This is a genomic window from Streptomyces sp. NPDC030814, assembly GCF_055572155.1.
In genome coordinates, this window is the sequence record NZ_JBVIDX010000007.1 from 385,702 (window position 1) to 409,943 (window position 24,242).

Below are 24,242 nucleotides of genomic sequence, written 5' to 3' on the forward strand. Positions count from 1 at the left end.
GGGCCGGTCGATGCGCGGGGTGGTGCCTGGGCCGCTGCGGGCGGATGATCCGCGGGAGATCTCCGGTTATCCGCTGTACGCCAGGATCGGCGAGGGCGGCATGGGCACCGTGTACCTCTCCCGCAGCCGGGGCGGCCAGCCCGTCGCGCTGAAGTTGGTCCGTCCGGAGTACGCCGACAGCCCGGCCTTCCGTGAACGCTTCGCCCGCGAGGTGGCCGCCGGCCGCCGGGTCTCCGGCTACCACCTGGTGCCGATCGTCGACCACGACGCGGGAGCGGAGCGCCCCTGGCTGGCCACGCGGTACATCCCCGGCGTCCCGCTCGGCGAGGCCCTTCAGACGCACGGGCCGCTGCCCATGCCGACTGTCCTGCAGCTGCTGGCCTGCGCCGCCCACGCGCTGGACGCCGTGCACACCGCCGGGGTGATCCACCGCGACATCAAGCCCGCCAACCTGCTGCTCGCCACCGACGGGCCCTGGCTGCTCGACTTCGGCATCGCCCGTGCCGCGGGCGCCGCCACGCTCACCACCGCCGGCCGTCTCCTCGGCACTCCGCGCTACATGTCCCCCGAGCACGCGCTGGGCCGCCGGGTCACCTCCGCGTCGGACGTGTTCGCCCTCGGTCTGGTCGCCGCGGTCGCCGCCACCGGACGGCACCCGTACGGCCGGGGCAATCCCCTCGCCATCGCGACGCGCATCGCCGCCACCGACGTCGACCCGCCCGCCCTCGACGGCATCGACCGCCCCCTGCTCGACGTCATCCGCCGCTGCCTCACCGCCGACCCCGTCACCCGCCCCTCGGCCGCCGACATCGCCGAACACTCGGCGGGAGCGGCCCGCCGGGAGGTCCGCGACTTCACCGGATGGCTCCCGGCCCCTTTCGCGACCTCGGTGGCCATCATCGAGGCGGCCTTCCACACCCTGTCGCTCACCGAGGCCCCGACGGCTCCGGTGCCGCCGCGCCTGGCGGAGGCACCGACGGTCCGCAGGCTTCCGGCGACGGCGCCGATCACGGTGCGGGACGAGGAGTGGCAGCGGCGAGTGCGGCGCGAACCGTAGGCCCACTACAGCACCACGTACCGGTACCCACACGGAACCGTAACGCCAGCTCCACGTGTCGTAAGTGCCGTATAAGCTTCGGAACCGCTTCAAGTGCCCGCTCGCGGCACAGGAGTTCGGCACCGTACCGGGGGAGGCTCCCATTACCACCAGCACTGGCGACATCCTGAGCCCTCTGGGACCGCAGGACCCACGAGAGACCGCCGGCTACCACCTGCAGGCCCGCATCGGTGAGGGCGGCATGGGCACGGTCTACCTGTCGCACACCCGCGGCGGCCAGCCGGTCGCCCTGAAGGTCATCCGCCGGGAGTACGGCCAGGACGCGGACTTCCGCCGCCGCTTCGAGCAGGAGGTCCAGGCCGCCCGCCGCGTCCAGGGCTACCACATCGTCCCGGTTGTCGACCACGACACGACCGGCGAACTCCCCTGGCTGGCCTCGGCGTTCATCGCAGGTATCCCCCTGCACGACGCCCTCGTCGCGTTCGGGCCGCTGCCACTGCCCGCCGTCTTCCAGCTGGTCGGCTGCGCGGCCCGCGCCCTGACGTCGATCCACGCGGCCGGCGTCATCCACCGCGACCTCAAGCCCAGCAACATCCTGCTGGGCACCCAGGGCCCGTACGTCATCGACTTCGGTATCGCCCGTGCCGCCGACGCCACCCAACTCACCCAGTCGGGCGGCCTGATCGGCACCCCGCAGTACATGTCCCCCGAGCACGCGCTCGGCGAGCGGGTCACCCCGGCGACCGATGTCTTCTCCCTGGGCCTGATCGCGGCGGTCGCCGCCACCGGCCGCCACCCGTACGGCGACGGCGGCGCCATCACGATCGCCGCCCAGATCGCCAACACGGCCCAGCGCCCACCGCAACTCGACGGGTATGACGAGCAGTTGCGGCCCCTGCTGGAGCGATGCCTGACCGCCGACCCGGCCGAACGCATCGGCACCGAGGAACTGGCGGCGCTCTGCCAGGAGTTGACGGGCCGCGGCCTCAGCGACTTCAACGGCTGGCTGCCGGAGCCGCTCACCGCCGAGATCGCCCGGCGCGAGCAGTCCGCGCAGACCCCGCCCCAGCCGACGGCCCCCCAGATGCCGCCCGCGCCCCCTGCCACCGCTCCCCCGACGGCGCCCCCGACCACGGCTCCGGCCGCCGCTGTGACGCCCCCGCCGCACGACCCGGCGCCGGGCACCACCCAGGGCGTACCGCAGGCGACCCCGATGACCGGCTTCGGCCCCGCCGCCCAGGGCCCGGCCCCGGGCTACGGCTACCCGCAGCCCGCCGCCCAGACGTACAACCTCACCCCGCAGGCCCCCGCGCCCGCCCCGACGCCGCCCAGGAAGAGCCGCCGCGGCCTGAAGGCCGGCCTCATCGCCCTCGTCCTCGTCCTCGCGGTCGGCTCGGGCGCGGCGGCCGCCGTGTACCTGATGGGCGGGAAGGACGACGACAAGAGCGCCAGCAACACGGCGGACGGCGACAAGAGCAAGAACGAGGGGAAGGACAAGGCGAGCCCGGCACCGACCGAGTCGGAGACGGGAACGGACGACGGCCAGGGCTCCGGAGACACCACCGGGGGCACCGGTACCACCCCCACCGGCTCCGCCCCGCCCGCCGAGGGCGCCAAGTACACGAAGATCGTGGACAGTGTGCCGATCACCGTCCGGGGCCCGGACTCGGGTCTGGACACCACGTACGTGGACCTCGACCAGCCGCTGGTGGACCCCACCAGCTCCCAGATGGACTACGAGGACGCGGAGCTGCGCATCGACGGCTCGGCGGTGTCGTTCGGCACCTCCGTGGGCGAGGCCGACGGATCCGGTGAGCAGGCGTGCCGCGCGGGAGCCGACCAGAACCCCTACACCGACAGCCTGTCCGCCGAGTCCATCAACCGGGACGAGCAGATCGCCAAGGGCGACTACCTCTGCACGATCACGAGTGACGGCAACCTCGCCCTGTGGGAGATCACCGAGGTGAAGTCGCCCCAGGACCAGGACTACATGCCCGACATCCGCGGCACCGTCACGGTGTGGAAGATCACCACCTGACCAGTCCGGCAGAAGGGGGCGCCCCCGGGTTCCGATGAACCCGGGGGCGCCCCCTTTCTGCCGTATCCCTACGAGTGGCTGCGCAGCAGCGTCCTCATCGTGCGCATGGCCACCGACAGGTTGGCCAGGTCGAACGCGTCGGAGCCCTGGATCTCCTCCAGAGTCGTCCGTGCCCGGCCCAGGATCGCCGCGTTCTTCTGCTCCCACACCTTGAACCGCTGCTCCGGCGTGGACGTGCCGTTCCCGGCGGACAGGACGTCCGCGGTGAGGGAGGCGTGCGCCGCGTACAGGTCCTCGCGGATCGCCGCGCGGGCCATGGACTGCCAGCGGTCGGCGCGCGGCAGCTCGATGATGCGGTCCATGAGCTGGGTGATGCGCAGCCGGTCGGCGAGGTCGTAGTACACCTCGGCGACCTCCATCGGCGTCCGGCCGACCCGGTCGGCGACGGCGACGATGTCGAGCGTCGGGAACGCCGAGGAGAAGCCCGCGACTCGGGTGGCGAGTTCCTCCGGGACCCCGGCGCCGGCCAGCTCGTCGTAGATCTGCTGGTACCACTCCAGGTCCGCGCCGCGCAGCAGCTTGGGCAGCTCGCCCCAGACGAGCTCCACACCGTCCTTGAAGAAAGCGATGGTCTCGCTCAGCTGCAGCGGCTGCGGCCGGTTGTTGAGCAGCCAGCGCGTACCGCGTTCGACGAGGCGGCGGGAGTGGAGGCGGATCCGGGTCTGGACCTCCGCGTCGACCTTGTTGTCCAGACCCTCGACCGCGTCCCACACCGCGCCCGACCCGAAGATCGCGCGGGACGCGGTCTGCGCCCGGACGACCTCCTCCAGCGAGGCTCCGGTCTCCTCCCGCAGCCGGTGCAGGAAGCTCGTACCGCCCGTGTTGACGGTGTCGTTGACGAGCAGGGTGGTGATGATCTCCCGGCTCAGCGGGTGGCTGTCGATGTGCTCGGAGAACTCCTGGCGCAGCGCGGTCGGGAAGTACGTGTGCAGCAGGGTGCGCAGGTAGGGGTCGTCCGGCAGCGAGGTGTGCAGCAGTTCCTCGGCGACGGTGATCTTCGTGTACGCGAGGAGGACGGCCGTCTCGGGGCCGGTGAGGCCGTGCCCGCTGTTCAGCCGCTCACGGATCTGCCGGTCGGAGGGCAGGAACTCCAACGCCCGGTCGAGGTGGCCCTCCCTGACCAGGTGGCGCATGAAGCGCTGCTGGGCGTGGAGCATGTCCTTGGACTGGGCGAGCGCGTTGGCGATGGCCGTGTTCTGCGCGTAGTTGTTGCGCAGGACCAGCCGGCCGACCTCGTCGGTCATCTCGGCGAGCAGCTTGTTGCGCTGCTTGACGGTCATGTCGCCCTCGGCGACCAGGCCGTTGAGCAGGATCTTGATGTTCACCTCGTGGTCGGAGGTGTCCACGCCCGCGCTGTTGTCGATGGCGTCGGTGTTGACCCGTCCGCCGTTCTGCGCGAACTCGATCCGGCCCAGCTGGGTCAGGCCGAGGTTGCCGCCCTCACCGACGACCTGGACGCGCAGGTCCCGTCCGTCGACGCGGATGGCGTCGTTGGCCTTGTCGCCGACGTCGGCGTGCGACTCGGCACTCGACTTGACGTACGTCCCGATGCCGCCGTTCCACAGCAGGTCGACCGGTGCCTTGAGGATCGCCTTCATCAGGTCGGCCGGGGTCATCTTGGAGATCTTCTCCTCGATGCCCAGGGCGTCCCGGATGTGGCCGTTGACCGGGATGGCCTTGGCGGTGCGCGGGAAGACGCCGCCGCCGGTGGAGATCAGCTCGGCGTTGTAGTCCTCCCAGCTGGAGCGCGGGAGTTCGAAGATGCGGCGCCGCTCGGCGTACGAGGTGGCCGCGTCCGGGTTGGGGTCGATGAAGATGTGCCGGTGGTCGAAGGCGGCGACCAGCCGGATGTGCTCGCTGAGCAGCATGCCGTTGCCGAACACGTCTCCGGACATGTCGCCGATGCCGACGACCGTGAAGTCCTCGGTCTGGGTGTCGACGCCCAGCTCCCGGAAGTGCCGTTTGACCGACTCCCAGGCGCCCCGGGCGGTGATGCCCATGCCCTTGTGGTCGTAGCCGGCGCTGCCGCCGGAGGCGAAGGCGTCACCGAGCCAGAAGTTGTACGACTCGGCGACTTCGTTGGCGATGTCGGAGAAGGTGGCGGTGCCCTTGTCCGCGGCGACGACGAGGTAGGTGTCGTCCTCGTCGTGGCGGACGACGTCGGCGGGCGGGACGACCTCTCCGGCGACCATGTTGTCGGTGATGTCGAGCAGCGCGGAGATGAAGGTCCGGTAGCTGCGGATGCCCTCGGCCATCCAGGCGTCGCGGTCCACCGACGGGTCGGGCAGCTGCTTGGCGACGAAACCGCCCTTGGCGCCGACCGGCACGATCACGGTGTTCTTGACCATCTGCGCCTTGACCAGGCCCAGGATCTCCGTGCGGAAGTCCTCACGCCGGTCGGACCAGCGCAGACCACCGCGGGCGACCTTCCCGAACCGCAGGTGCACGCCCTCGACGCGCGGCGAGTACACCCAGATCTCGAACGCCGGGCGCGGGGCCGGCAGGTCGGGGATCGCCTGCGGGTCGAACTTCATGGAGACGTAGTCGTGCGGCTTGCCGCCGACCGCCTCCTGGAAGAAGTTGGTGCGCAGCGTCGCCTTGATGACGGTGAGGAAGGACCGCAGGATGCGGTCCTCGTCGAGCGAGGCCACCTGGTCGAGCGCGGCGTCGACCTCTTCGAGGAGCGCGTCGACGATCTCCCGGCCGGCCCGCTGCCGGTCCGGCGACATCCGCGCCTCGAACAGCGACACGAGCAACCGGGTGGTGTGGACGTTGTTGCGGAGGGTGTCCTCCATGTAGTCCTGGCTGAAGGTGGACCCGGCCTGCCGCAGGTACTTGGCGTACGCGCGCAGCACCATGGCCTGCCGCCAGGTGAGCCCGGCGCTCAGCACCAGGGCGTTGAACCCGTCGTTCTCGGCCTGCCCGGTCCAGGTGGCGGCGAACGCCTCCTGCACCCGCTCCCGGGCGTCGTCCGCGAGGAAGTCACCGGCCGCCGACCGGGGCATGCGCAGCCCGAAGTCGTAGATCCACGCGGTCGTACGGTCCGCGCAGCGCAGTTCGTAGGGCCGTTCGTCGATGACCTCGACGCCGAGCCGGTTGAGGACGGGCAGCACCGCGGAGAGCGAGACCGACCCGCCCTTGCGGTAGATCTTGAACCGCCGCTCGTCGGGCGCGGCGCCCACGGGCTCGTACAGACTGAGCGCGAAGTCCTGCGCCTCGTCGAGCTGCTCGAGGTTGACGAGGTCGGCGACGGCGGCACGGGGGTTGTGGTCGGCCTTGTAGCCCTCGGGGAAGGCGTTGTTGTACCGGCGCAGCAGCTCGGCGGCGCGCTCCTCGCCCAGTTCCGCGTTGAGCGCCTCGCCGAAGCCGTCGGCCCAGGAGCGGGCGGCCTCCACCAGGCGTGCCTCGACGCGCTCCTTGTCGGCGTCGGTCAGCTGCGGCAGTTCGGTGCCCTGCGGGACCCGGACCACGAAGTGCAGCCGGGAGAGGATCGATTCGGTGTTCCAGGCGGTGAAGTCGACGCTGATACCGCCGAGTTCCTCCTTGAGGATGTCGATGATCCGCAGCCGTACGCCGGTGGTGTACCGGTCGCGGGGCAGGTAGACGAGGGCGGAGTAGTAGCGCCCGTACTCGTCCTGCCGCAGGTAGAGCCGCAGCCGCCGGCGCTCCTGGAGGTAGAGCACGGAGGTGACGATGGACCGCAGCTCGTCGGCGGGCGTCTGGAACAGCTCGTCGCGCGGGTAGGTCTCCAGGATCTGGAGCAGGTCGCGTCCGTCGTGGCTGTTGGGCGAGAATCCGGCGCCCTTGAGGACCTCGTCGACCTTGCGCCGGATGACGGGGACGCGGCGGACGGACTCGGTGTAGGCGGCCGAGGAGAACAGCCCCAGGAACCGCCGCTCACCGACGACGTTCCCCTCGGTGTCGAACTTCTTCACGCCCACGTAGTCGAGGTAGGACGGCCGGTGGACGGTGGCGCGGCTGTTGGCCTTGGTGAGGACCAGGAGCTTGTGCTCGCGGGCCTTGGCGCGGGCGTCCGCGGGCAGCCGCTCGAAGGAGGGGCTGACGGGGTGGTCGTCGGGTCCGGTGTGGTGCGGGTCGGACCGCAGTATCCCGAGCCCGGTGCCGGCCACGGCGGCGAGCGTGTCGTCGGAGCGCAGTTCGTACTCGCGGTATCCGAGGAAGGTGAAGTGGTCGTCGGCGAGCCAGCGCAGCAGCTCGCGGGCCTCCTCGACCTCCTGGTCACGCAGATCGTCGGCGGTGGGTTCGGTCGGCAGTCCATCGGCGATCCGCAGCGCCGCGTCCCGCATCTTCTCCCAGTCCTCGACGGCTTCCCGCACGTCGGACAGCACGCGCAGCAGATCGTTGGTGATCTGCTTCAGGTCGGCCCGGTCGGTCTCGCGGTCGATCTCGACGTGGATCCACGACTCGATGTGCGCGTCGTGCGGAAGCGTCTCGCCCGCGGCCACGGCCGCCGCGGCGGCGGCGACGGCGGTCGGCTCACTGACCAGCTCGACCAGCTTGCCGGTCACATCGCGGCGGACGACGACCTGCGGGTGGATGACGACATGGATGCCCCGCCCCTGCCGGGACAGCTCGTTGGTCACGGAGTCGACGAGGAAGGGCATGTCGTCGGTGACGACCTCGACGACGGAGTGGCTGCAGGTCCAGCCGTTCTCCTCGACGGTCGGGGTGTGGACCCGTACGTTGGCCGTGCCCTGAGGGCGGTTCTCGGCCAGTCGGTAGTGCGAGTAGGCGGCTCCGAAGACGTCGACCGGGTCGCGGCCGCTCAGGTCCTCCGGGGCGGTGTGCAGGTAGTAGCGCTGGAGGAACGCGAGCACGGTGTCATGGTCCGGGGTGTCCGGGGCACCCGCGGCACTCTCGCTCGTCGTCCCAGTCGGTAGGTGCCCCCCGACCGGGCTGTTCTCAGCTACCCGGGCGGCCCTCTCGAGCAACTCGGCCTTGGCTTCGTCCAGCTTGGTCTGCATTGTCCTCTGGCTCCTGTCGCGCGCCGTTGCGTGACGTAGAAGGAAGTACGGCCTCGTTCCCACCGACGCGACGCCACGACACGGGGTGTCCGGTCTGCTTCGACGCTATGCCGCGGGGTGAGGTGAGCGGGGGGTAATCGGCCATTCCGGCCATGGAACAGGCGTGTGACGCTGCTCTCGGCGCCGCCGGCCCACTGGCTTCACTCGGCACCTCGGGGGCTTTCAGAGCCCCCACCCGCCCGCAAGGACCAGCGACCGCCACCCGGTCACGGATGTCGTCCGTGCTCACCGGGCGCGGGGCAGGGACGACGGCGTCCCCGCGAGCTATCGCGCTGATCACGCCACCAAGGCTATCGCTCCTTACAGGCCCCCCGTCATGAGCCGTATGTGTACAAAACCAGGGCCAGAACTTTGACATTCCACACAGAGACAACTGCCCGACCTTCACACTCACCCCGCCCACCCGAGCATACTCCCGCTCAACTGTGCCGCTCGGGCAGTGGCACGCGTAGGGTTTTGCGCTGAACGGACCGTCTCGCCAGAGCCGGTGCACCCGACGAGTGACCGGAATGCACCGGAATACTCACCGGAAGCGGCAAACAAAGGATGAGGCTGCCGCCAAGCAGGTGGCGACACGCCCGCGTCGGCACCGCATCACCGCACACCCCCTTGGCAAACCCCCACCCTGGATGCACGTTGTTGCCCAGGACGCCCCGACGAGACGAACCCGACCACGACGCCGAGGGGAACCCGCCATGACAGTCAAGATCCTCATCATCACCGGTGACGCGGCCGAGTCACTGGAGGTCCTGTACCCCTACCAGCGGCTGCGGGAAGAGGGCTACGAGGTCCACATCGCCGCCCCGTCCCGCAAGCAGCTCCGCTTCGTCGTCCACGATTTCGAACCCGGTTTCGATACCTACACGGAGAAACCCGGGTACACCTGGCCCGCGGACCTCGCCTTCTCCGAGGTCGACCCGGGCCAGTACGCGGCCCTGGTCATCCCCGGCGGCCGGGCCCCGGAGTACCTCCGCAACGACCCTGAGCTCCGCAAGATCCTCAAGTCGTTCTTCGACACCGACAAGCCGGTCGCCCAGATCTGCCACGGGCCGCTGCTCACCGCCGCCGTGGACGGGCTCCACGGCCGCCGCGTGACGGCGTACCCCGCCCTGGAACTCGACATGCAGTCCGCCGGCGCGACCTTCCAGGACGCCGAGACCGTGGTCGACGGCACCCTCGTGTCGGCGCGCGCCTGGCCGGACCACCCCCGCTGGATGCGCGAGTTCCTGAAGGTACTGCGGGCGAAGGCACCAGCGACCTGACCGCTTCCTTGCTCAGAAGCGGGCGCCGTCGGGCCCGGCCCTTCCGTCCGGGCCCGGCTCCCCCGCGTCGGCGACCGCTAGAACTAAGGGCTGTCCCGTAATCCCCGGCGGGCGCACGACGCCGGCTACGGCACCTCGCCGCGTTGTCGGAACGCCCGCATACATCCAGTATGCGGACGCCCCTCCGCCTTGCGATGCTCCCCCACTGCCTGAACGGCCTGGGAGGTGCCCCCAGCATCCGACGCCGTGCGCTGATCCACCGCGGATTACGGGACAGCCCTTAGGCCGCCAGCCGCTCGGCCTCCACGACCGCCTCCTCCAGGGTGTCCACCACGGGCACCCCGGGCACGCTCTCCAGACTGGCCCGGCTGTGGGACCCCCCGGTGTAGAGCACGGCCCGCGCCCCGACGTGCCGGGCGGCGACGGCGTCATCCGCGGCATCCCCGATCACCACCGTCCGCTCCGGCTCCACCCCCACGAGCCGGCGCAGATGCCGCACCATGTGCTCGGCCTTGCTGCCCCCGGACGGCCCCCTCCGCCCGTCGACCCGTATGAAGTGCGGCTCGATCCCGAACCCCCGTACCAGCGGCACGAGTTCCTCATGCACGTACATGCTGAGGATCGACTGGCTGTGCCCCTCGGACCGCCAGTCGGCGAGCAGCGTGGGCACCCCGTCGGTGAGCCCGCACGCGACCCGGTGCTCCGCGTAGTACCGATGGAAGACGGCGTCCATGGCGTCCCACTCCTCATCGGTGGGCAGCCGCCCGATCAACCGCTCGTAGAACTTCGGCACCGGCACGCAGTACAGCTCCCGGTACCGCTCCAAGGTGAGCGGCTCGATCCCCAGCTCCGCGAACGCCGCGTTCGTCGCCCCGATGATCGCCTCGTTGTCGTGGAACAGCGTGCCGTTCCAGTCCCAGACGATGTGCGCCCCAGCGCCCTGCTTCCCCATACCGAGAAAACTACCCCTCACCACTGACAACGCACCGTGACCCTGAGTACGCACCCCGCACGCACGTACGACTCGCTGACTGGGGCCGGGCCACGGGCCGCCCGGACACCGGACCACCGGACCACCGGACCACCGGACCCTGGTAACGGTCACCGGTCACCTGCCACGCGCCGCGGACGTCACTCCCCGAGCCCCACCAGGTTCGGGATCTCCTGCGTCGCGTACCACAGCAGCTCGTGGTCGTCCGCCCCGTCGACGATGAACTGGGCGTCGTCGTCCCCCTGGTCCGCCGCACCGAGCGCGTCCGCCGCCTCACCCACCTCGGCCTCGGCCTCCGCCGAGTCGACGTGCACGGCCGCCGCCTTGGTGAGGGGCACCGGCCCGGCGACCCGCACCTCGCCGAGCGCCGCCGGGTCGAGCCCCCGGTCGGGATCGGCGACGGCGTCCCGGTCGGCCACGTCCACGGCCACGACGACCCGGCGCCGGGCCGCCCCCGGCTCCACGGCGACCAGCCGCAACGAGGCGAGCGCGGCCCGGTTCAGCGCGGCGTACTCCAACTCCTCGATGTCGTCGGACAGGTACCACTCGCGCAGCGCCGGCGTCACGGCGTACGCGACGAGCGGACCCTCTCCCAACTGCCCCGTCTTGTACGCCTCGGCGAGCCCGGGAAGGGTCAGGGGGACGTAGACGCGCATGGCAGGCCGCTTTCGTAGTCGTGTTCGCTGTCAAGGCTCCGCGGAGGGCTCCGGCGAGGACGGTCCGCCCCGCCGGGAACGATCCGTACCCCGACGGGAACGCTCCCGCACCCCGGAAGGGGCCCGAGGCCGTTCGAGGAGTCCCGACGGGCCTTCAGGATACGTGCGGGCGTCCCCTTTCGAGCCCCCGCCCGACCCTCCGGTCCCGTCCACCCCATGACCACCGCCTCACCCGGTACAGCCCCGCCACACCGGCCCGGAGCCCCGTCCCCGCCACCCTGATAGGTGAACATTCCGGGCCCTGCTCCGAGCGCCGCCCCTCCTTGCGAGGCCCGCCCCCCGCCTCGTACAAGATCCCCAACAAGAAGTTACCGACTGGTACCAACGGCTCACCGACACCGACGAACGGGGACCCCGATGAACAAGGTCATGACCAGGACCCAGCGCCGTCCCGGCACCCGCCCGCCCGTCCGCCACGACACGCGCCGCCCCGGCCGTACCCCCGCCCGCACCACGCCCGGTGGCGGCCGCTCGTCGGCCACCGCCCGGAGCAGGGCCGCCACCCTCCTCACCGGGATCCTCACCGCGCCGGCCCCGCAGCCCCGCCCCACCGACCGCTTCGCGGACCTCCTCCTGGCGGTCCTGAGCGGCCGCCGCCCGGTCCACAGCATGCTGCGCCACACCGCGGGCCGGGCCTACGACGAACTGGCCTGGCTCGCCGAGCGAGGCCCCCTGCGCCCCCTCCAGGACACCGACCCGGTCATCCGCGACATCGGCTACTACGTGGCCGCCCCGGGCGCCCTGGAGGTCTTCGCCCGAATCGGCGCGGGCGACCGTCTCAGCGCCATGGCCTTCCGCCTGGAACACGGCTCCGACCACCGCTGGCGCTGCACAGCGGTGGAACTGGGCGGCCCGAGGCGCCCCCACACGGACGACGACTGAAGCACCCCGGCACACCTGGCCGTACGCCCCCGATCCGGCCCGTACGCCCCCTTCCGCATCCCGGCCGACCGCCGGACCGCCGGACCGCCGGAGCAGCCGTACCTGGCACACAGAAGGGCCGGGCACCCGAAGATGCCCGGCCCATCCCTGTCTCACGGCCCACGGCCGCACAGCCCTCGGTGCCGGCGCTGCGGGCCAACCACGCCCGCTCGCCGGTACGCCGGACAGCTCGGCGACCCTACGGCCCCTCGCCGCCCCGCTTCGCGCGGAGCGGCGAGCGACCTCACTTCTTGCGGCGACGGCCGCCCGCCCGGCCCTGCTGCTTGCGGCGCTCCGCGCGGGTGAGGCCGTCGGCCTCGGAGCGGATCGGCTCGTCCTCGGGGAGGTCGCCCTCGACGATGCCGCCCTCGCCGTCGACGGTCGGCGCGGAGAAGTGCAGGCGGTCCCGGCGCTGCGGGGCCTCCAGTCCCTTCGCCCGGATCTCCGGCCGCGAGGCACCCGCCTGGGCGGGAACCGCGTCGCCCTTGTCCAGGGTCGGCCTGGCGTCCTCGACCGGAACCTCCTCGACCTGCTGCTCGACCTGGACCTCCAGGTTGAACAGGTAGCCGACGGACTCCTCCTTGATGCCCTCCATCATGGCGGTGAACATGTCGAAGCCCTCGCGCTGGTACTCGACCAGCGGGTCCTTCTGGGCCATGGCGCGCAGGCCGATGCCCTCCTGGAGGTAGTCCATCTCGTAGAGGTGCTCACGCCACTTGCGGTCCAGGACGGACAGGACGACCCGGCGCTCCAGCTCACGCATGATCTCGGAGCCGAGCTGCGCCTCACGCGCCTCGTACTGCTCGTGGATGTCGTCCTTGATGGACTCGGCGATGAACTCCGGGGTCAGCCCGGCCCGGTCGCCGGCCGCCTCCTCCAGCTCCTCGATGGTGACCTTCACCGGGTAGAGCTGCTTGAAGGCGCCCCACAGCCGGTCGAGGTCCCACTCCTCGGCGAAGCCCTCGGCGGTCTCGGCGGCGATGTACGCGTCGATGGTGTCGTCCATGAAGTGCTGGATCTGCTCGTGCAGGTCCTCGCCCTCCAGGACGCGGCGGCGCTCGCCGTAGATGACCTCGCGCTGGCGGTTGAGGACCTCGTCGTACTTCAGGACGTTCTTGCGCGTCTCGAAGTTCTGCTGCTCGACCTGCGACTGGGCGGACGCGATCGCACGGGTGACCATCTTGTTCTCGATCGGCACGTCGTCCGGCACGTTCGCCATGGACATCACTCGCTCGACCATCTGGGCCTTGAACAGGCGCATCAGGTCGTCACCGAGGGAGAGGTAGAAGCGGGACTCGCCCGGGTCGCCCTGACGGCCGGAACGACCGCGCAGCTGGTTGTCGATACGGCGGGACTCGTGCCGCTCGGTGCCGAGGACGTAGAGACCGCCGAGGGCCTCGACCTCCTCCTTCTCGGCCTTGACCGCCGCCTCGGCCTTCGCGAGGGCCTCGGGCAGGGCCGAGGCCCACTCCTCGATGTGCTCCTCGGGGTCGAGCCCGCGCTGGCGCAGCTCCGCCTCGGCGAGGTCCTCCGGGTTGCCGCCGAGCTTGATGTCCGTACCGCGGCCGGCCATGTTGGTGGCGACCGTCACGGCGCCCTTGCGGCCGGCCTGGGCGACGATGATCGCCTCACGGTCGTGCTGCTTGGCGTTCAGCACCTCGTGCTGGACACCGCGCTTGCTCAGCTGCTGGGACAGGTACTCGGACTTCTCGACCGACGTCGTACCGACGAGGATCGGCTGACCCTTCTCGTGCTTCTCGACGATGTCGTCGACGACCGCCTCGAACTTCGCGACCTCGGTGCGGTAGATCAGGTCCGACTGGTCCTTGCGGATCATCGGCTTGTTGGTGGGGATGGGGACCACGCCGAGCTTGTAGATCTGGTGGAACTCCGCGGCCTCGGTCATGGCCGTACCGGTCATGCCGGACAGGCCCGGGATCTCCTTGCCGTTGTGGTCCCGGCGCTTGTAGAGGCGGAAGAAGTTCTGCAGGGTGATCGTGGCGAGCGTCTGGTTCTCGTCCTTGATCGGCACCCCTTCCTTCGCCTCGATCGCCTGGTGCATGCCCTCGTTGTAGCGGCGGCCGGCGAGGATACGGCCGGTGTGCTCGTCGACGATCATGACCTCGCCGTCGATGACGACGTAGTCCTTGTCCTTCTTGAAGAGCTCCTTCGCCTTGATGGCGTTGTTCAGGTAGCCCACCAGAGGCGTGTTCACCGACTCGTACAGGTTGTCGATGCCCAGCCAGTCCTCGACCTTGGAGACCCCGGACTCGTGGATGGCGACCGTGCGCTTCTTCTCGTCGACCTCGTAGTCGCCGGTCTCCTCGATGCCCTTGAGGGGGTTGCCGGGCTCACCCTTCTTCAGGCGCGTCACCAGCTTGGCGAAGTCGCCGTACCACTTGGTGGCCTGGTCGGCGGGGCCGGAGATGATCAGCGGGGTACGGGCCTCGTCGACGAGGATGGAGTCGACCTCGTCGACGATCGCGAAGTTGTGACCGCGCTGGACGAGCTCGTCCTGGGACCACGCCATGTTGTCGCGAAGGTAGTCGAAGCCGAACTCGTTGTTCGTGCCGTACGTGATGTCGCAGTTGTACTGCTCGCGGCGCTGGGCCGGCGTCATGTTGGCGAGGATGCAGCCGACGGACAGGCCCAGGAACTTGTGGACGCGACCCATCATCTCGGAGTCGCGCTCGGCCAGGTAGTCGTTGACCGTGATGAGGTGGACGCCCTTGCCGGACAGCGCGTTCAGATACGCGGGCAGGGTGCCGACGAGGGTCTTGCCCTCACCGGTCTTCATCTCGGCCACATAGCCGAGGTGGAGGGCGGCTCCGCCCATGATCTGGACGTCGTAGTGACGCTGACCGAGGGCGCGCTTGGCGGCCTCGCGCACGGTGGCGAACGCCTCGGGGAGCAGGTCGTCCAGGCTCTCACCGTCGGCGTACCGCTGCTTGTACTCATCGGTGAGGGCTCGCAGCTCGGCGTCGGAGAGGTCGACGAAGTCCTCTTCGATGGAGTTGACCTGGTCCGCGATGCGGTGCAGCTTGCGCAGGATCTTGCCTTCGCCTGCACGCATGATCTTCGAGAGGACGGACACGGGGGTTTGTCTCCTTGCCGGTCGGGCCTGGGACGGTCGGTTTCAATTGACAGTTTCAAATCACAGCTTGAGCAACGGCCATCGTAAGCGAGGACCCCGCCGTGCCGGGAGGTCTGGCCCTGACAGCCACTAGGACAACGGGCGGGCGTCACCGATGGTGCCGCGTTCCGCCCACGAAATGCACGAATTGCGACCGCCTGTCCCGGCGGCGCCCCGGACCCGTCCACAGAACAGACGCAAATGAGATGGCGCCCTTCCGCCGCCCCGAGCACAATCGCCCGATGGACCCCGTCACCCTGACCACCGAGCGCCTGCTGCTGCGCGCCGTGGACGCGCGCGACACCGACACGGTGTACGCCGCCGCGCAGGACCCGGACATCCAGCGCTGGACCACGATCCCCTCGCCGTATCTGCGCGAGCACGCGGTGACCTTCGTCGAGCACGCGGTCCCCGAGGGCTGGGCCCACGCCTCCATGTTCACCTTCGGCGTCTTCCTCCCCTCCGGGGTGCTGACGGGCATGCTCGGCATCACCATGCGTTCCCTCGGCGCCGCCGAGATCGGCTTCTGGACCGCCAAGGAGCACCGCCGCAACGGCTACACCACCGAGGCGGTCCGTGTCGCCGCCCGCTGGGCGTTCACCGCGCTCGCCGTCGACCGCCTCGAATGGCGCGCCGAGGTCGGCAACGCCGCGTCCCGGGCGGTCGCGGCGAACACCGGCTTCACCCTGGAGGGCACCCTCCGCTCCGCCCTCAACAACAACGGCACCCTCCGCGACTGCTGGGTGGGCTCCCTCCTCCCCTCCGACCTGAGCCTGCCCTCCACGTCCCCCTACCTGCCGAGCCCACGCTGACGCCCGGCGCCCTCGCTGCGCCCGATCGGCGGTTCTCCCAGCTCAGCCCCGCTTGTCAGTGCCCTGGCCTACCCTGCGGACCATGACACCCCTGCCGCCCCCCACGACAGAACTCACCGCGGACGAGGCCCGCCGCATCGCCCTGCGGGCCCAGGGCTTCCTCGGCGCCCCCGACCGCAGGTCCGGCGTCCGCGGCGTGCTCCGCCACCTGGGCGCGGTCCAGCTCGACACCATCTCGGTCCTCGCCCGCTCCCACGAACTCGTCCCGTACGCCCGCCTCGGCGCCATAGGCCGCACCACGGTCGACCAGGCCTACTGGGCCACCGCCCGCGGCGCGGCTCCGGCACGGCCCCACGCCTTCGAGTACTGGTCCCACGCCGCCTGCATCCTCCCCATCGAGGAGTGGCCCCACTTCGCCTTCCGCCGCCGCGCCTACCGCGCCCGCCCCCAGTGGGGTCACGAACTGCCCGACGGTGCCTACGACCGCGTCATCAAACAGCTCCGCGACGAGGGCCCCCTCACCGCCACGGAACTGGGCGGCGCGAAGCGCACCAGCGAGTGGTGGGACTGGTCCGGCGAGAAGGTCGCCGTCGAACGCGCCCTGATGTACGGCGAGGTCGTCTGTGTGGAGCGCCGCGGCTGGAAGCGGGTGTACGACCTCGCCGAGCGCGCCGTCCCCGCCGAGCTGCTCCATGACGAGCTGGACGACACCGAATGCCTGCGCCGTCTGGTGCGTCTGGCCGGCGAGGCCCTCGGCGTCGGCACGCGCGCGGACATCGCCGACTACCACCGCCTCAAGGGCGAGCAGTTCGACGCGGTGGTCGCCGACTCGGGCCTGGTGCCGGTGACGGTGGAGGGCTGGTCCAAGCCCGCCTGGGCGGACCCTGCGGCCCTGGCGACACCCCCGCGCGGCCGCCACCGCACCACACTGCTGTCCCCCTTCGACTCCCTGGTCTGGGAGCGGGCCCGCACGGAACGCATCTTCGGCTTCAGCCACCGCCTGGAGGCCTACGTCCCCAAGCAGAAGCGCGTTCACGGCTACTTCGCGATGCCGGTGCTGTCCGGCGGCCACCTCGTCGGGCGCGTCGACCCCGCCCGCGACGGCCGCGCCCTGGTCGCCAAGCAGGTCACCCTCCGCGGCCCGAAGGCCGTCCCTGCCGTGGCCCAGGCACTGTTGGAGGCGGCGAGCTGGGTGGATTGCACCGATGTCCGCGTGGAGCGAGTGGACGCCCCCGAGCTCCGCGACCCCCTGATCAGAGAGCTCGCCCGCGCACTGGCCTGACCTGCGCCGGGGTCAGCGGATCTCGAGGATCTTCTCCCGCATCGCGTACACCACGGCCTCCATCCTGGAGTGCAGCTGAAGCTTCTCCAGGATGTTGCGGACGTGGTTCTTCACGGTGTTCTCGGAGATGAACAACTCCTTGGCGATGTCCCGGTTGTTCATCCCGGTCGCCACGAGCTTGAGGACTTCCAGCTCCCGGTCCGTCAGCCGTGGCGCCGGCACCAGCCGCCGCTCGTCGGTCCGCTGGATCATCGACTTGAACTCGGTGAGCAGCTTCGACGCCATGGACGGGCTGATCTGCGACTGCCCGTCGGCGACCGCGCGAATCGCGGTGGCCACCTCGTCCGTGGAGATCTCCTTGAGGAGGTAACCGGTCGCTCCCGCCTTGATCGCGTCGTAGAGGTCGGCCTCCTCGTCGCTGATCGTCAGCATGATGATCTTCGCACTGGGGGCGACCTCCTTGATGGAGGTGCATGCCTCGATCCCACCGCGCTTGGGCATCCGGACGTCCATCAGCACGATGTCGGGCAGCAGGTCGGCCGCCTTGTCCACCGCCTCCGCCCCGTCACCGGCCTCGCCGACGACCTGGATGTCCTCCTCGGCGGCGAGGACGATCTCCAGACCGCGGCGGAAGAGAGCGTGATCGTCCACGACAAGGACACGGATTGGCTCCTTGCGGGAGCCCGCCGCGGGGCCCGTGCCGACGGAATGCCCGTCGGCCTCCGCGTCACGCATCGGTCCGAAGCTGCTGTCCGCCATCGTTCCTCCCCCTGAAGGCCGTGGCCTGTGTTTCTGTGCCATCGCCAACCCAAGGCAACGACCCGCCGGTTGGGGCCGGTTCGGCCATGATTTCATGCCTGGGCGACAGTACGGTGACAGAGCGGGCCTCCAGGGGTCGCACGCCGGTGCCCCTGGGGGCGCACGCGCGCTCCAGGGGCACCGGCACAGCTGTCACCCGGCGTGGTCAGCCGCCGAGCGTGCCGCCCGCGGCGTTCGAGTGCACCTCTGCGACCATCGGGTCCGTGCTGAGGTGGATGACGCCGTAGTCGTAGGCGTGTCGGCGGTAGACGACGCTCGGTTCCTTGGTCTCGGAGTCGACGAACAGATAGAAGTCGTGCCCGACCAGCTCCATCTCGTAGAGCGCCTGGTCGAGGCTCATCGGGGACGCGACGTGGGTCTTCTCGCGGACGACGAGGGGGCCTTCGCCCTTCACTTCGAGCGAGCCGATCCGCTTGGTGGGTACGCCGTCGCTCTTCTCCTCCTCGGCGACATATCCGTTGCCGTTGAGAGTCGCCACGCCCGGGACGTGGTCGGCGACCTCTGCGGCCGTGAGCCTGCGCGCGCCCCGGCGCGTGTAACGCTTGTCGTGCTGCTTGCGCAGCCGGGCTTCGAGCTTGTCCGCCGCCAGGTCGAGCGCCGCATACGGATCGCTCGCCGCTGCCTCCGCCCGGATCACCGGCCCGCGGGAGCGGAGCGTGATCTCCACTCGGTCACTGCGGTCGGCCTGTCGGGGGTTGGGCTCCTTGGACACCTCGACGTCGAGGCTGATCACCTTGCCATCGAGCTTCTGGATCTTCTCCAGCTTCAGCTTCTCGGCCACGTGCTTGCGGAACCGCTCGGGCACCTCGGTCTTGCGGCCCTTGACGACGATGTCCACGCAGAACTCCGTTCCCGGATCGCTCCGCTCCACTGGCGGAGCATCTCCCTTGTGCACCAGGTTCCGGCTACTTCCGGAACCGCGGACTCGGTGACTCCACCTCCTCCTCCCCCGCGGACAAGATCTCCACCCCACCAGTGCGGGTGATTGCAGAAAACCCGCAGCACGGCATCCGGATATGTGGTGAACGGCCGGGGCCATTCCCTCACAACCGAACATATCTCGCCCGGACGGATGGCGTCACCCTCTACCGAGACGTACCTCCGTTCAGGTGAATTGACCCTCTCATTACCTGCAACGATGCAAGTTCTCTGTCAGTTCCGGTTTATCCGGAAAGCGTCCGGCGGCGCGGCGATCACCGCCGCGCACAGCCCCTCACCTGCACGGTCCGCTCGGTGGACTCCTGTGACGCTGCTCCGCGCCGCCCCCTTCACCGTTCGCCCAGCGCCTTTCCCTTCTCCCGCCGACGACACCCTCCAACTGTCATGTGCCGCCCGGACCGCCCGCGCCGCCTCCGCGAGCGAGGCCCCGGTGGTCATCAGGTCGTCGACGAGCACGACCCGGCCCTCACCCAGCAACGGGACGGCCCCGGCGGCCACCTCCAGGGCGCCCGCGAGGTTGTCCAGCCGCTGTCGGGAGTCGAGCCCGGACTGGTCGGCCACGGCACGCCGCTGCCGCAGCACAGCGAGCACCCGGGCCGGCGTCCCGGCCCGCCGCAGCACCCGGGCGGCCGAGAGCGCGATCCGTCGCGCGGGGTCGTGCCCACGCGCCCGCACCGCCCGCCGCGCGGACGGCACCGGGACGAGCAGCACGTCCTCGCGGGCACCGCTTCCCGCACCGTCCGCCGGAGCCTCACGCCCCGGTGGTCCGTCCTCGGCGTCCCCGGCCCACATCTCGCCCAGCCCCGCCCGTACGGCCCCTGCCAAGGCCGTGCCGAGGGGTTCGGCGAGCGCCAGGACGCCCCTTTCCTTGTGCGCGAGCAGCGCCGCCCGTACCGCGTCCTCGTACGGAGCGGCCGCGTGCACCTCGGGCAGCCCGACCGGTTCCGGCACCGGTCGCACCCGGCTCGGTACGGCCCCCATCAGGGCGGCGCGGCACTCCGGACAGAGCACCTCGCGAGGCCTCCCGCAGCCTCCGCACTCGGCCGGCAGCACCAGATCCGTGAGGTCCTGCCACCACCCCCGCATGCCCACCACTGTGCCAACGCATGCGAGGCCCTGCCACCCCTGTGGACAACTCCCTGTGGACAACTCACCGGAACCGCACGGGGGTTGTCACCCACACGAGTTACCCCCGTACGCGGATGGCCGGACGCCGCCGCCCTGGGCCGGACCGGCGCACGCACGCCCACCGGGTCGTGGGGGAGGTTCTCCGGGGACTCATCCCGGATACACCGGAGCCGTCCCCTCCTTGACCACCGTCTGCCACTGCTCGCCGGGCGCCAGCCGGACGATGCCGTCCGCCGAGTGCGCGACCAGCGGCTGGCTCTCGTCCTCGGACGCGGCGATCTCCTCCACACCGGTCAGCGCGGAGGGCGCGGGACCCGGCAGCGTGGAGCCGTCGACCTGGACGTACCGCGTCTGCTGCACCCCGCCGGGCTCCCGGCCGACCACCACGAGCCGGCTGTCACCGGCCCACGACATGGCAGAGACGTCCTCGAGGTCCGGTGTCACGGATCGCGGATCGACGATGGAGACGGTGGTGCCGTCGGCGTCGGCGTCCCGCTCGACGCGCCCGATGAACAGCGACCGCTCGCCGTCCTTCTCCACGATCAGCGCGGCCCGCACCCCGTCGGCGGCCACGCGCACCGCCTCGATGCGCCCGTCGAGCCCCGCCGTCCGCACTTCCAGCGGCTCGCCCATGCCGTCCGCCAGGACCAGCAGGCGCGGCTTCTTGGGATCGCGGTCGGCCACCCACAGATCGCCGCGCCCGTCCCAGCTGGGCGTCGTCAGCCGGTCCTCGGCGGTGGCGCCCGCGCTGCGCAGCACCGGTTCGCCGATGGCGCCGCCCGGCGTCAGCGGCGCCACGTACAGGTCGCTCCCGTCGGCCGACACCCCGGCCGCCCGCTCCTGGTCGCGCGACACGGCGGCCGACCGCAGCTGCTTCACACCCTCACCGAGATCGCCCGGCACCGGCGTGGGCGTGCTCTCCCCCGCCGCCAGCCGTACGAGCCGGTGCTCCCCGTCGATGAAGTACTCGTACACGATGCTCTTGCCGTGCCGGCTCGCGCCGTCGTCCTCGACCTGGCTGCCGCTGAGCACGCACAGCGGTTCCCCGGTCGACCCCTGGAGCTCCACGTCGTCGATGCCGTTGGGCATGTAGTCCCGGAGCGTCAACAGCAGTTGGGTGGCCATCTCCCGGCACCTGCTCGCCGAGACCCGGTCGGCCTTCGCGTTGAGCGGCACGACCAGCGTGTTCTGCTCGTCGGGCGTCAGATGGGTGGTGCCCTTCCGCAGCGCCGTACCCGAGGGGAAGCTGGTCCGCGCGCCCCAGTTCAGCCAGCGGGTCGGGCCCTTCATCAGGTCCCGGACGATCTGGGTCACCGGGTCGACCTGGCTGCGCACGTACACCGGATCGGCGACCGTCCCCGCCTCACCGGACTGCGCGGCGGAGGTGAAGTAGTACTTGTTGATCGACTTGTAGTTCCGCTCGAAGTCGGACCTGCCGAGCATCACGCCCTGGGGCAGCTTGTCGATGCGCCACTGCTGCTTGTCCTTCACCTTCACCTTCGTGAGGTGCACGGTCTCCTCGTACTCGCCGCTGGCCGGCGTGTACGCGTGCTGCCCGTCCACGCGGGCGACCTTCTCGCCGACCAGCTCGTACCGGTACGACGTGCTGTCCGGCTCGCGCCCGGTGACCTTCGTGAACGCGGTCGGCGCCTCGTCGAGGACCGTGGTCGACGTGCCCGGGTCCCACGTCTTCAGCGCGCCCCCGGTCAAATACTTGCGGGCCGTCTCGTAGTTGGGGTCGTCACTGGTGAGGGCCTCCAGGAAGCCCTGCACGATCTCCTGGGGCTGGGCGTCCTCGGCGGGCGGCAGCGCGAAGACCCGCACCTGTGTCTCCTGCCGCGGGGTCGACTCGACGTCGCGCATGTCCCCGCTGTCCGGCATCGAGGCACACCCGGCCAGCAGTACGGCACCGATGCCGACGTACACCGTCGCCCGCACCGGACGCCCACGGCCGCGTTTCGCGCGGTCAGCGCCCACGGAATGCCTCCCCCTGCTTCTCCTGCTGCTCGGAGCCGGCCCCGGAGAGCCGATCCTCCGCCTGCCCCGCACCCTCGCCGCCGCGCTGCGCGGGCGGTGCCGTGGGCGAGGCGCCCGGCCGGGGCACCACGCGCGCGCCGTTGCCGGGCAGCGCCGTCGGGTCGGCCGTGGGCACCTGCCCGCCGCCCGGCCGCGGCCCTATGGACGCCCGGGCAACCCCGTGCTCCCCCGCCTGCACCGGCACCGTGGCGAGCTTGCCGCCTCCGGGCCGCGTGGTCCCGTCGCCGGGACCACGGCTGCGCCGGGAGTCCTTCGGCTCCAGGGGTATCGGAGAGCCGCGCAGCGGTTCGTCAGCCGTCCTCGGCAGGGTCAGCCGGAACTGCGAGCCACCGCCGGGCTCGCCCCACGCCTGGAGCCAGCCGCCGTGCAGCCGGGCGTCCTCCAGCGCGATGGACAGTCCCAGTCCCGTTCCGCCGGTGGTACGCGCGCGTGCCGGGTCGGCCCGCCAGAAACGGCTGAACACCCGCGTCGCCTCGCCCGGCTTGAGCCCCACGCCGTAGTCGCGCACCGCGACCGCGACCGCTCCGCCCGCCGCCGCCAGCTTGACCACCACGTCCTTGCCCTCGCCATGCTCCACGGCGTTGACCACGAGGTTCCGCAGCACCCGCTCCACACGCCGGGCGTCGGCCTCGGCGACGACGGGCTGCTGGTCCCCCAGGACCCGTATCCGCGTCCCCTTGCGCTCGGCGAGCGGCTCGGCCCCGCTGACGACCTTCCGCACGACCTCACGCAGGTCTATCGGCTCGGCCTCCAGGGCCGCCGCGCCCGCGTCGAACCGGCTGATCTCCAGCAGGTCCGCGAGCAGCGACTCGAACCGGTCCAGCTGGTCGGCGAGCAGCTCGGCCGACCGCGCGGTCACCGGGTCGAAGTCCACACGCGCGTCATGGATGACGTCCGCCGCCATCCGTACGGTCGTCAGCGGGGTGCGCAGCTCGTGCGACACGTCGGAGACGAACCGCCGCTGCATCCGCGACAGGTCCTCCAGCTGACTGATCTTCAGCTGCAGGTTCTGCGCCATCTTGTTGAACGCCTCACCGAGACGCGCGATGTCGTCCTCACCGCTGACCTTCATCCGCTCCTGCAGGCGCCCGGTGGACAGCCGCTCGGCGATGCCCGCCGCCATCCGTACGGGCGTGACGACCTGGCGCACCACGAGCCAGGCGATGGCCCCGAGCAGGACGACGACGAACAGCCCCGCCGTCGCCAGCGTGCCCTTGACCAGGCTGAGGGACTTCTCCTCCTGGGTGAGCGGGAAGAGGTAGTACAGCTGGTACGGCCTGCCGTTCGGGTCGCTGACCTGCTTGCCGATGATCAGCGCCGGCTGCGACTCCTGGCCGTTGGTGTAGTGGATCCGCGTGTAGCTCTGTACGGCGCTGGTGCCGTCGTCGACGCGCTCACGCAACGCCACGGGCACGCTGAGGTCCCAGGCCACCCCACCGGAGGCACGCGGACCGAGCCCGCCGGTCTCGCCGTCCGCCGAGACCGGGCTGAGCGTCACGACGTCGAACGCGCCCTGTCCACCGCTGGACAGGGAGTTCACCAGGTTGGTCATCCACTCGACGACGTTCTGCCCCCGGTCGCCGTCCAGCTCTCCGCTGTCGTTACCGGCCGCGCTCCCCGCGCTGTCGGCCCGCTGCTCGGCGACTGTGAACCCGCCCGTGGCCTGGCTCTGCGAGGCCTTGACCTTGGCATCCAGCAGCCCGTTGCGTACCTGCCCGATGACGACGAAGCCCAGCAGCAGCACCACGCTGAGCGACATCAGCAAGGTCGTGACGACGATCCTGAGCTGGATGTTGCGTCGCCACAGCCGCATCACGGGCAGCAAGGGGCGGCGCACCCAGCGTATGAAGAGCCTCAGGACCGGGCTGCCCTGGACTCCGCCCTGCGGCAACCCGCCCGCGAGAAAACGCCCCCAGCGGGAGCCCGACGTCTTCCGGCCGACAGGCCGCTCCGTGCGGGTCCCGGACTGACCGGGCGCCGAAGCGGCGCTGTCCCCGGACAT

15 protein-coding genes are annotated in these 24,242 nt (G+C 70.8%); 6 read left to right on the plus strand and 9 right to left on the minus strand.

Going from position 1 to position 24,242, the window contains the following annotated elements; genetic code table 11:
- The first annotated feature begins 10 nt into the window (after positions 1 to 10).
- The gene (locus tag ACZ43N_RS18420; protein ID WP_468098585.1) at positions 11 to 1,057 is read left to right on the plus strand and encodes a serine/threonine-protein kinase; all 1,047 of its coding nucleotides are present in this window, start codon (positions 11 to 13) and stop codon (positions 1,055 to 1,057) included.
- A gap of 214 nt (positions 1,058 to 1,271) precedes the next feature.
- On the plus strand, positions 1,272 to 3,095 hold the full coding sequence (locus ACZ43N_RS18425; protein ID WP_468098644.1) for a serine/threonine-protein kinase: 1,824 nt from the start codon (positions 1,272 to 1,274) through the stop codon (positions 3,093 to 3,095).
- 68 nt (positions 3,096 to 3,163) lie between these two features.
- Here the strand turns inward: ACZ43N_RS18425 and ACZ43N_RS18430 are convergent, their stop codons facing one another.
- Positions 3,164 to 8,140, minus strand: a complete 4,977-nt coding sequence (locus ACZ43N_RS18430) for an NAD-glutamate dehydrogenase (protein WP_468098587.1) — start codon at positions 8,138 to 8,140, stop codon at positions 3,164 to 3,166.
- A gap of 755 nt (positions 8,141 to 8,895) precedes the next feature.
- Here ACZ43N_RS18430 and ACZ43N_RS18435 point away from each other — a divergent pair.
- Positions 8,896 to 9,462, plus strand: a complete 567-nt coding sequence (locus ACZ43N_RS18435) for a DJ-1/PfpI family protein (RefSeq protein ID WP_468098588.1) — start codon at positions 8,896 to 8,898, stop codon at positions 9,460 to 9,462.
- A 280-nt stretch (positions 9,463 to 9,742) separates the two neighbouring features.
- On the opposite strand, the gene ACZ43N_RS18440 is transcribed toward ACZ43N_RS18435, so the two are convergent.
- Entirely contained in the window at positions 9,743 to 10,414 is a 672-nt protein-coding gene (locus ACZ43N_RS18440) for an HAD family hydrolase (protein WP_468098590.1), read from the minus strand.
- 179 nt (positions 10,415 to 10,593) lie between these two features.
- Complete coding sequence (locus ACZ43N_RS18445) at positions 10,594 to 11,109, minus strand: DUF6912 family protein (protein ID WP_468098592.1); 516 nt, start codon at positions 11,107 to 11,109, stop codon at positions 10,594 to 10,596.
- A 417-nt stretch (positions 11,110 to 11,526) separates the two neighbouring features.
- On the opposite strand from ACZ43N_RS18445, the gene ACZ43N_RS18450 reads away from it, so the two are divergent.
- Positions 11,527 to 12,051 carry an Rv3235 family protein gene (locus tag ACZ43N_RS18450; RefSeq protein ID WP_468098594.1) on the plus strand — a complete coding sequence of 175 codons (525 nt, stop codon included), beginning with the start codon at positions 11,527 to 11,529 and terminating at the stop codon, positions 12,049 to 12,051.
- A gap of 283 nt (positions 12,052 to 12,334) precedes the next feature.
- Here ACZ43N_RS18450 and secA read toward each other — a convergent pair whose 3' ends face one another.
- Entirely contained in the window at positions 12,335 to 15,184 is a 2,850-nt protein-coding gene (gene secA, locus ACZ43N_RS18455; protein ID WP_468098595.1) for a preprotein translocase subunit SecA, read from the minus strand.
- A 281-nt stretch (positions 15,185 to 15,465) separates the two neighbouring features.
- On the opposite strand from secA, the gene ACZ43N_RS18460 reads away from it, so the two are divergent.
- Together ACZ43N_RS18460 and ACZ43N_RS18465 are read left to right on the plus strand one after the other, a co-directional pair.
- On the plus strand, positions 15,466 to 16,035 hold the full coding sequence (locus tag ACZ43N_RS18460) for a GNAT family N-acetyltransferase (protein WP_468098597.1): 570 nt from the start codon (positions 15,466 to 15,468) through the stop codon (positions 16,033 to 16,035).
- Positions 16,036 to 16,117: 82 nt separating this feature from the next.
- A complete protein-coding gene (locus ACZ43N_RS18465) occupies positions 16,118 to 17,317 on the plus strand; it encodes a winged helix-turn-helix domain-containing protein (protein ID WP_468098598.1) in 1,200 nt (399 codons plus the stop codon).
- A gap of 12 nt (positions 17,318 to 17,329) precedes the next feature.
- Here ACZ43N_RS18465 and ACZ43N_RS18470 read toward each other — a convergent pair whose 3' ends face one another.
- The 5 genes from ACZ43N_RS18470 to mtrB all read right to left on the minus strand — a co-directional run bounded on the left by ACZ43N_RS18470 (position 17,330) and on the right by mtrB (position 24,242).
- Complete coding sequence (locus ACZ43N_RS18470; RefSeq protein WP_468098600.1) at positions 17,330 to 18,076, minus strand: response regulator; 747 nt, start codon at positions 18,074 to 18,076, stop codon at positions 17,330 to 17,332.
- A gap of 205 nt (positions 18,077 to 18,281) precedes the next feature.
- On the minus strand, positions 18,282 to 18,974 hold the full coding sequence (hpf, locus tag ACZ43N_RS18475; protein ID WP_468098601.1) for a ribosome hibernation-promoting factor, HPF/YfiA family: 693 nt from the start codon (positions 18,972 to 18,974) through the stop codon (positions 18,282 to 18,284).
- A 314-nt stretch (positions 18,975 to 19,288) separates the two neighbouring features.
- A complete protein-coding gene (locus tag ACZ43N_RS18480) occupies positions 19,289 to 20,161 on the minus strand; it encodes a ComF family protein (RefSeq protein ID WP_468098603.1) in 873 nt (290 codons plus the stop codon).
- Positions 20,162 to 20,353: 192 nt separating this feature from the next.
- On the minus strand, positions 20,354 to 22,180 hold the full coding sequence (locus ACZ43N_RS18485) for an LpqB family beta-propeller domain-containing protein (protein ID WP_468098605.1): 1,827 nt from the start codon (positions 22,178 to 22,180) through the stop codon (positions 20,354 to 20,356).
- Positions 22,170 to 24,242: an MtrAB system histidine kinase MtrB gene (mtrB, locus tag ACZ43N_RS18490; protein ID WP_468098607.1), complete on the minus strand. Its 2,073-nt coding sequence runs from the start codon at positions 24,240 to 24,242 to the stop codon at positions 22,170 to 22,172. The genes ACZ43N_RS18485 and mtrB overlap by 11 nt, the downstream gene beginning before the upstream one ends.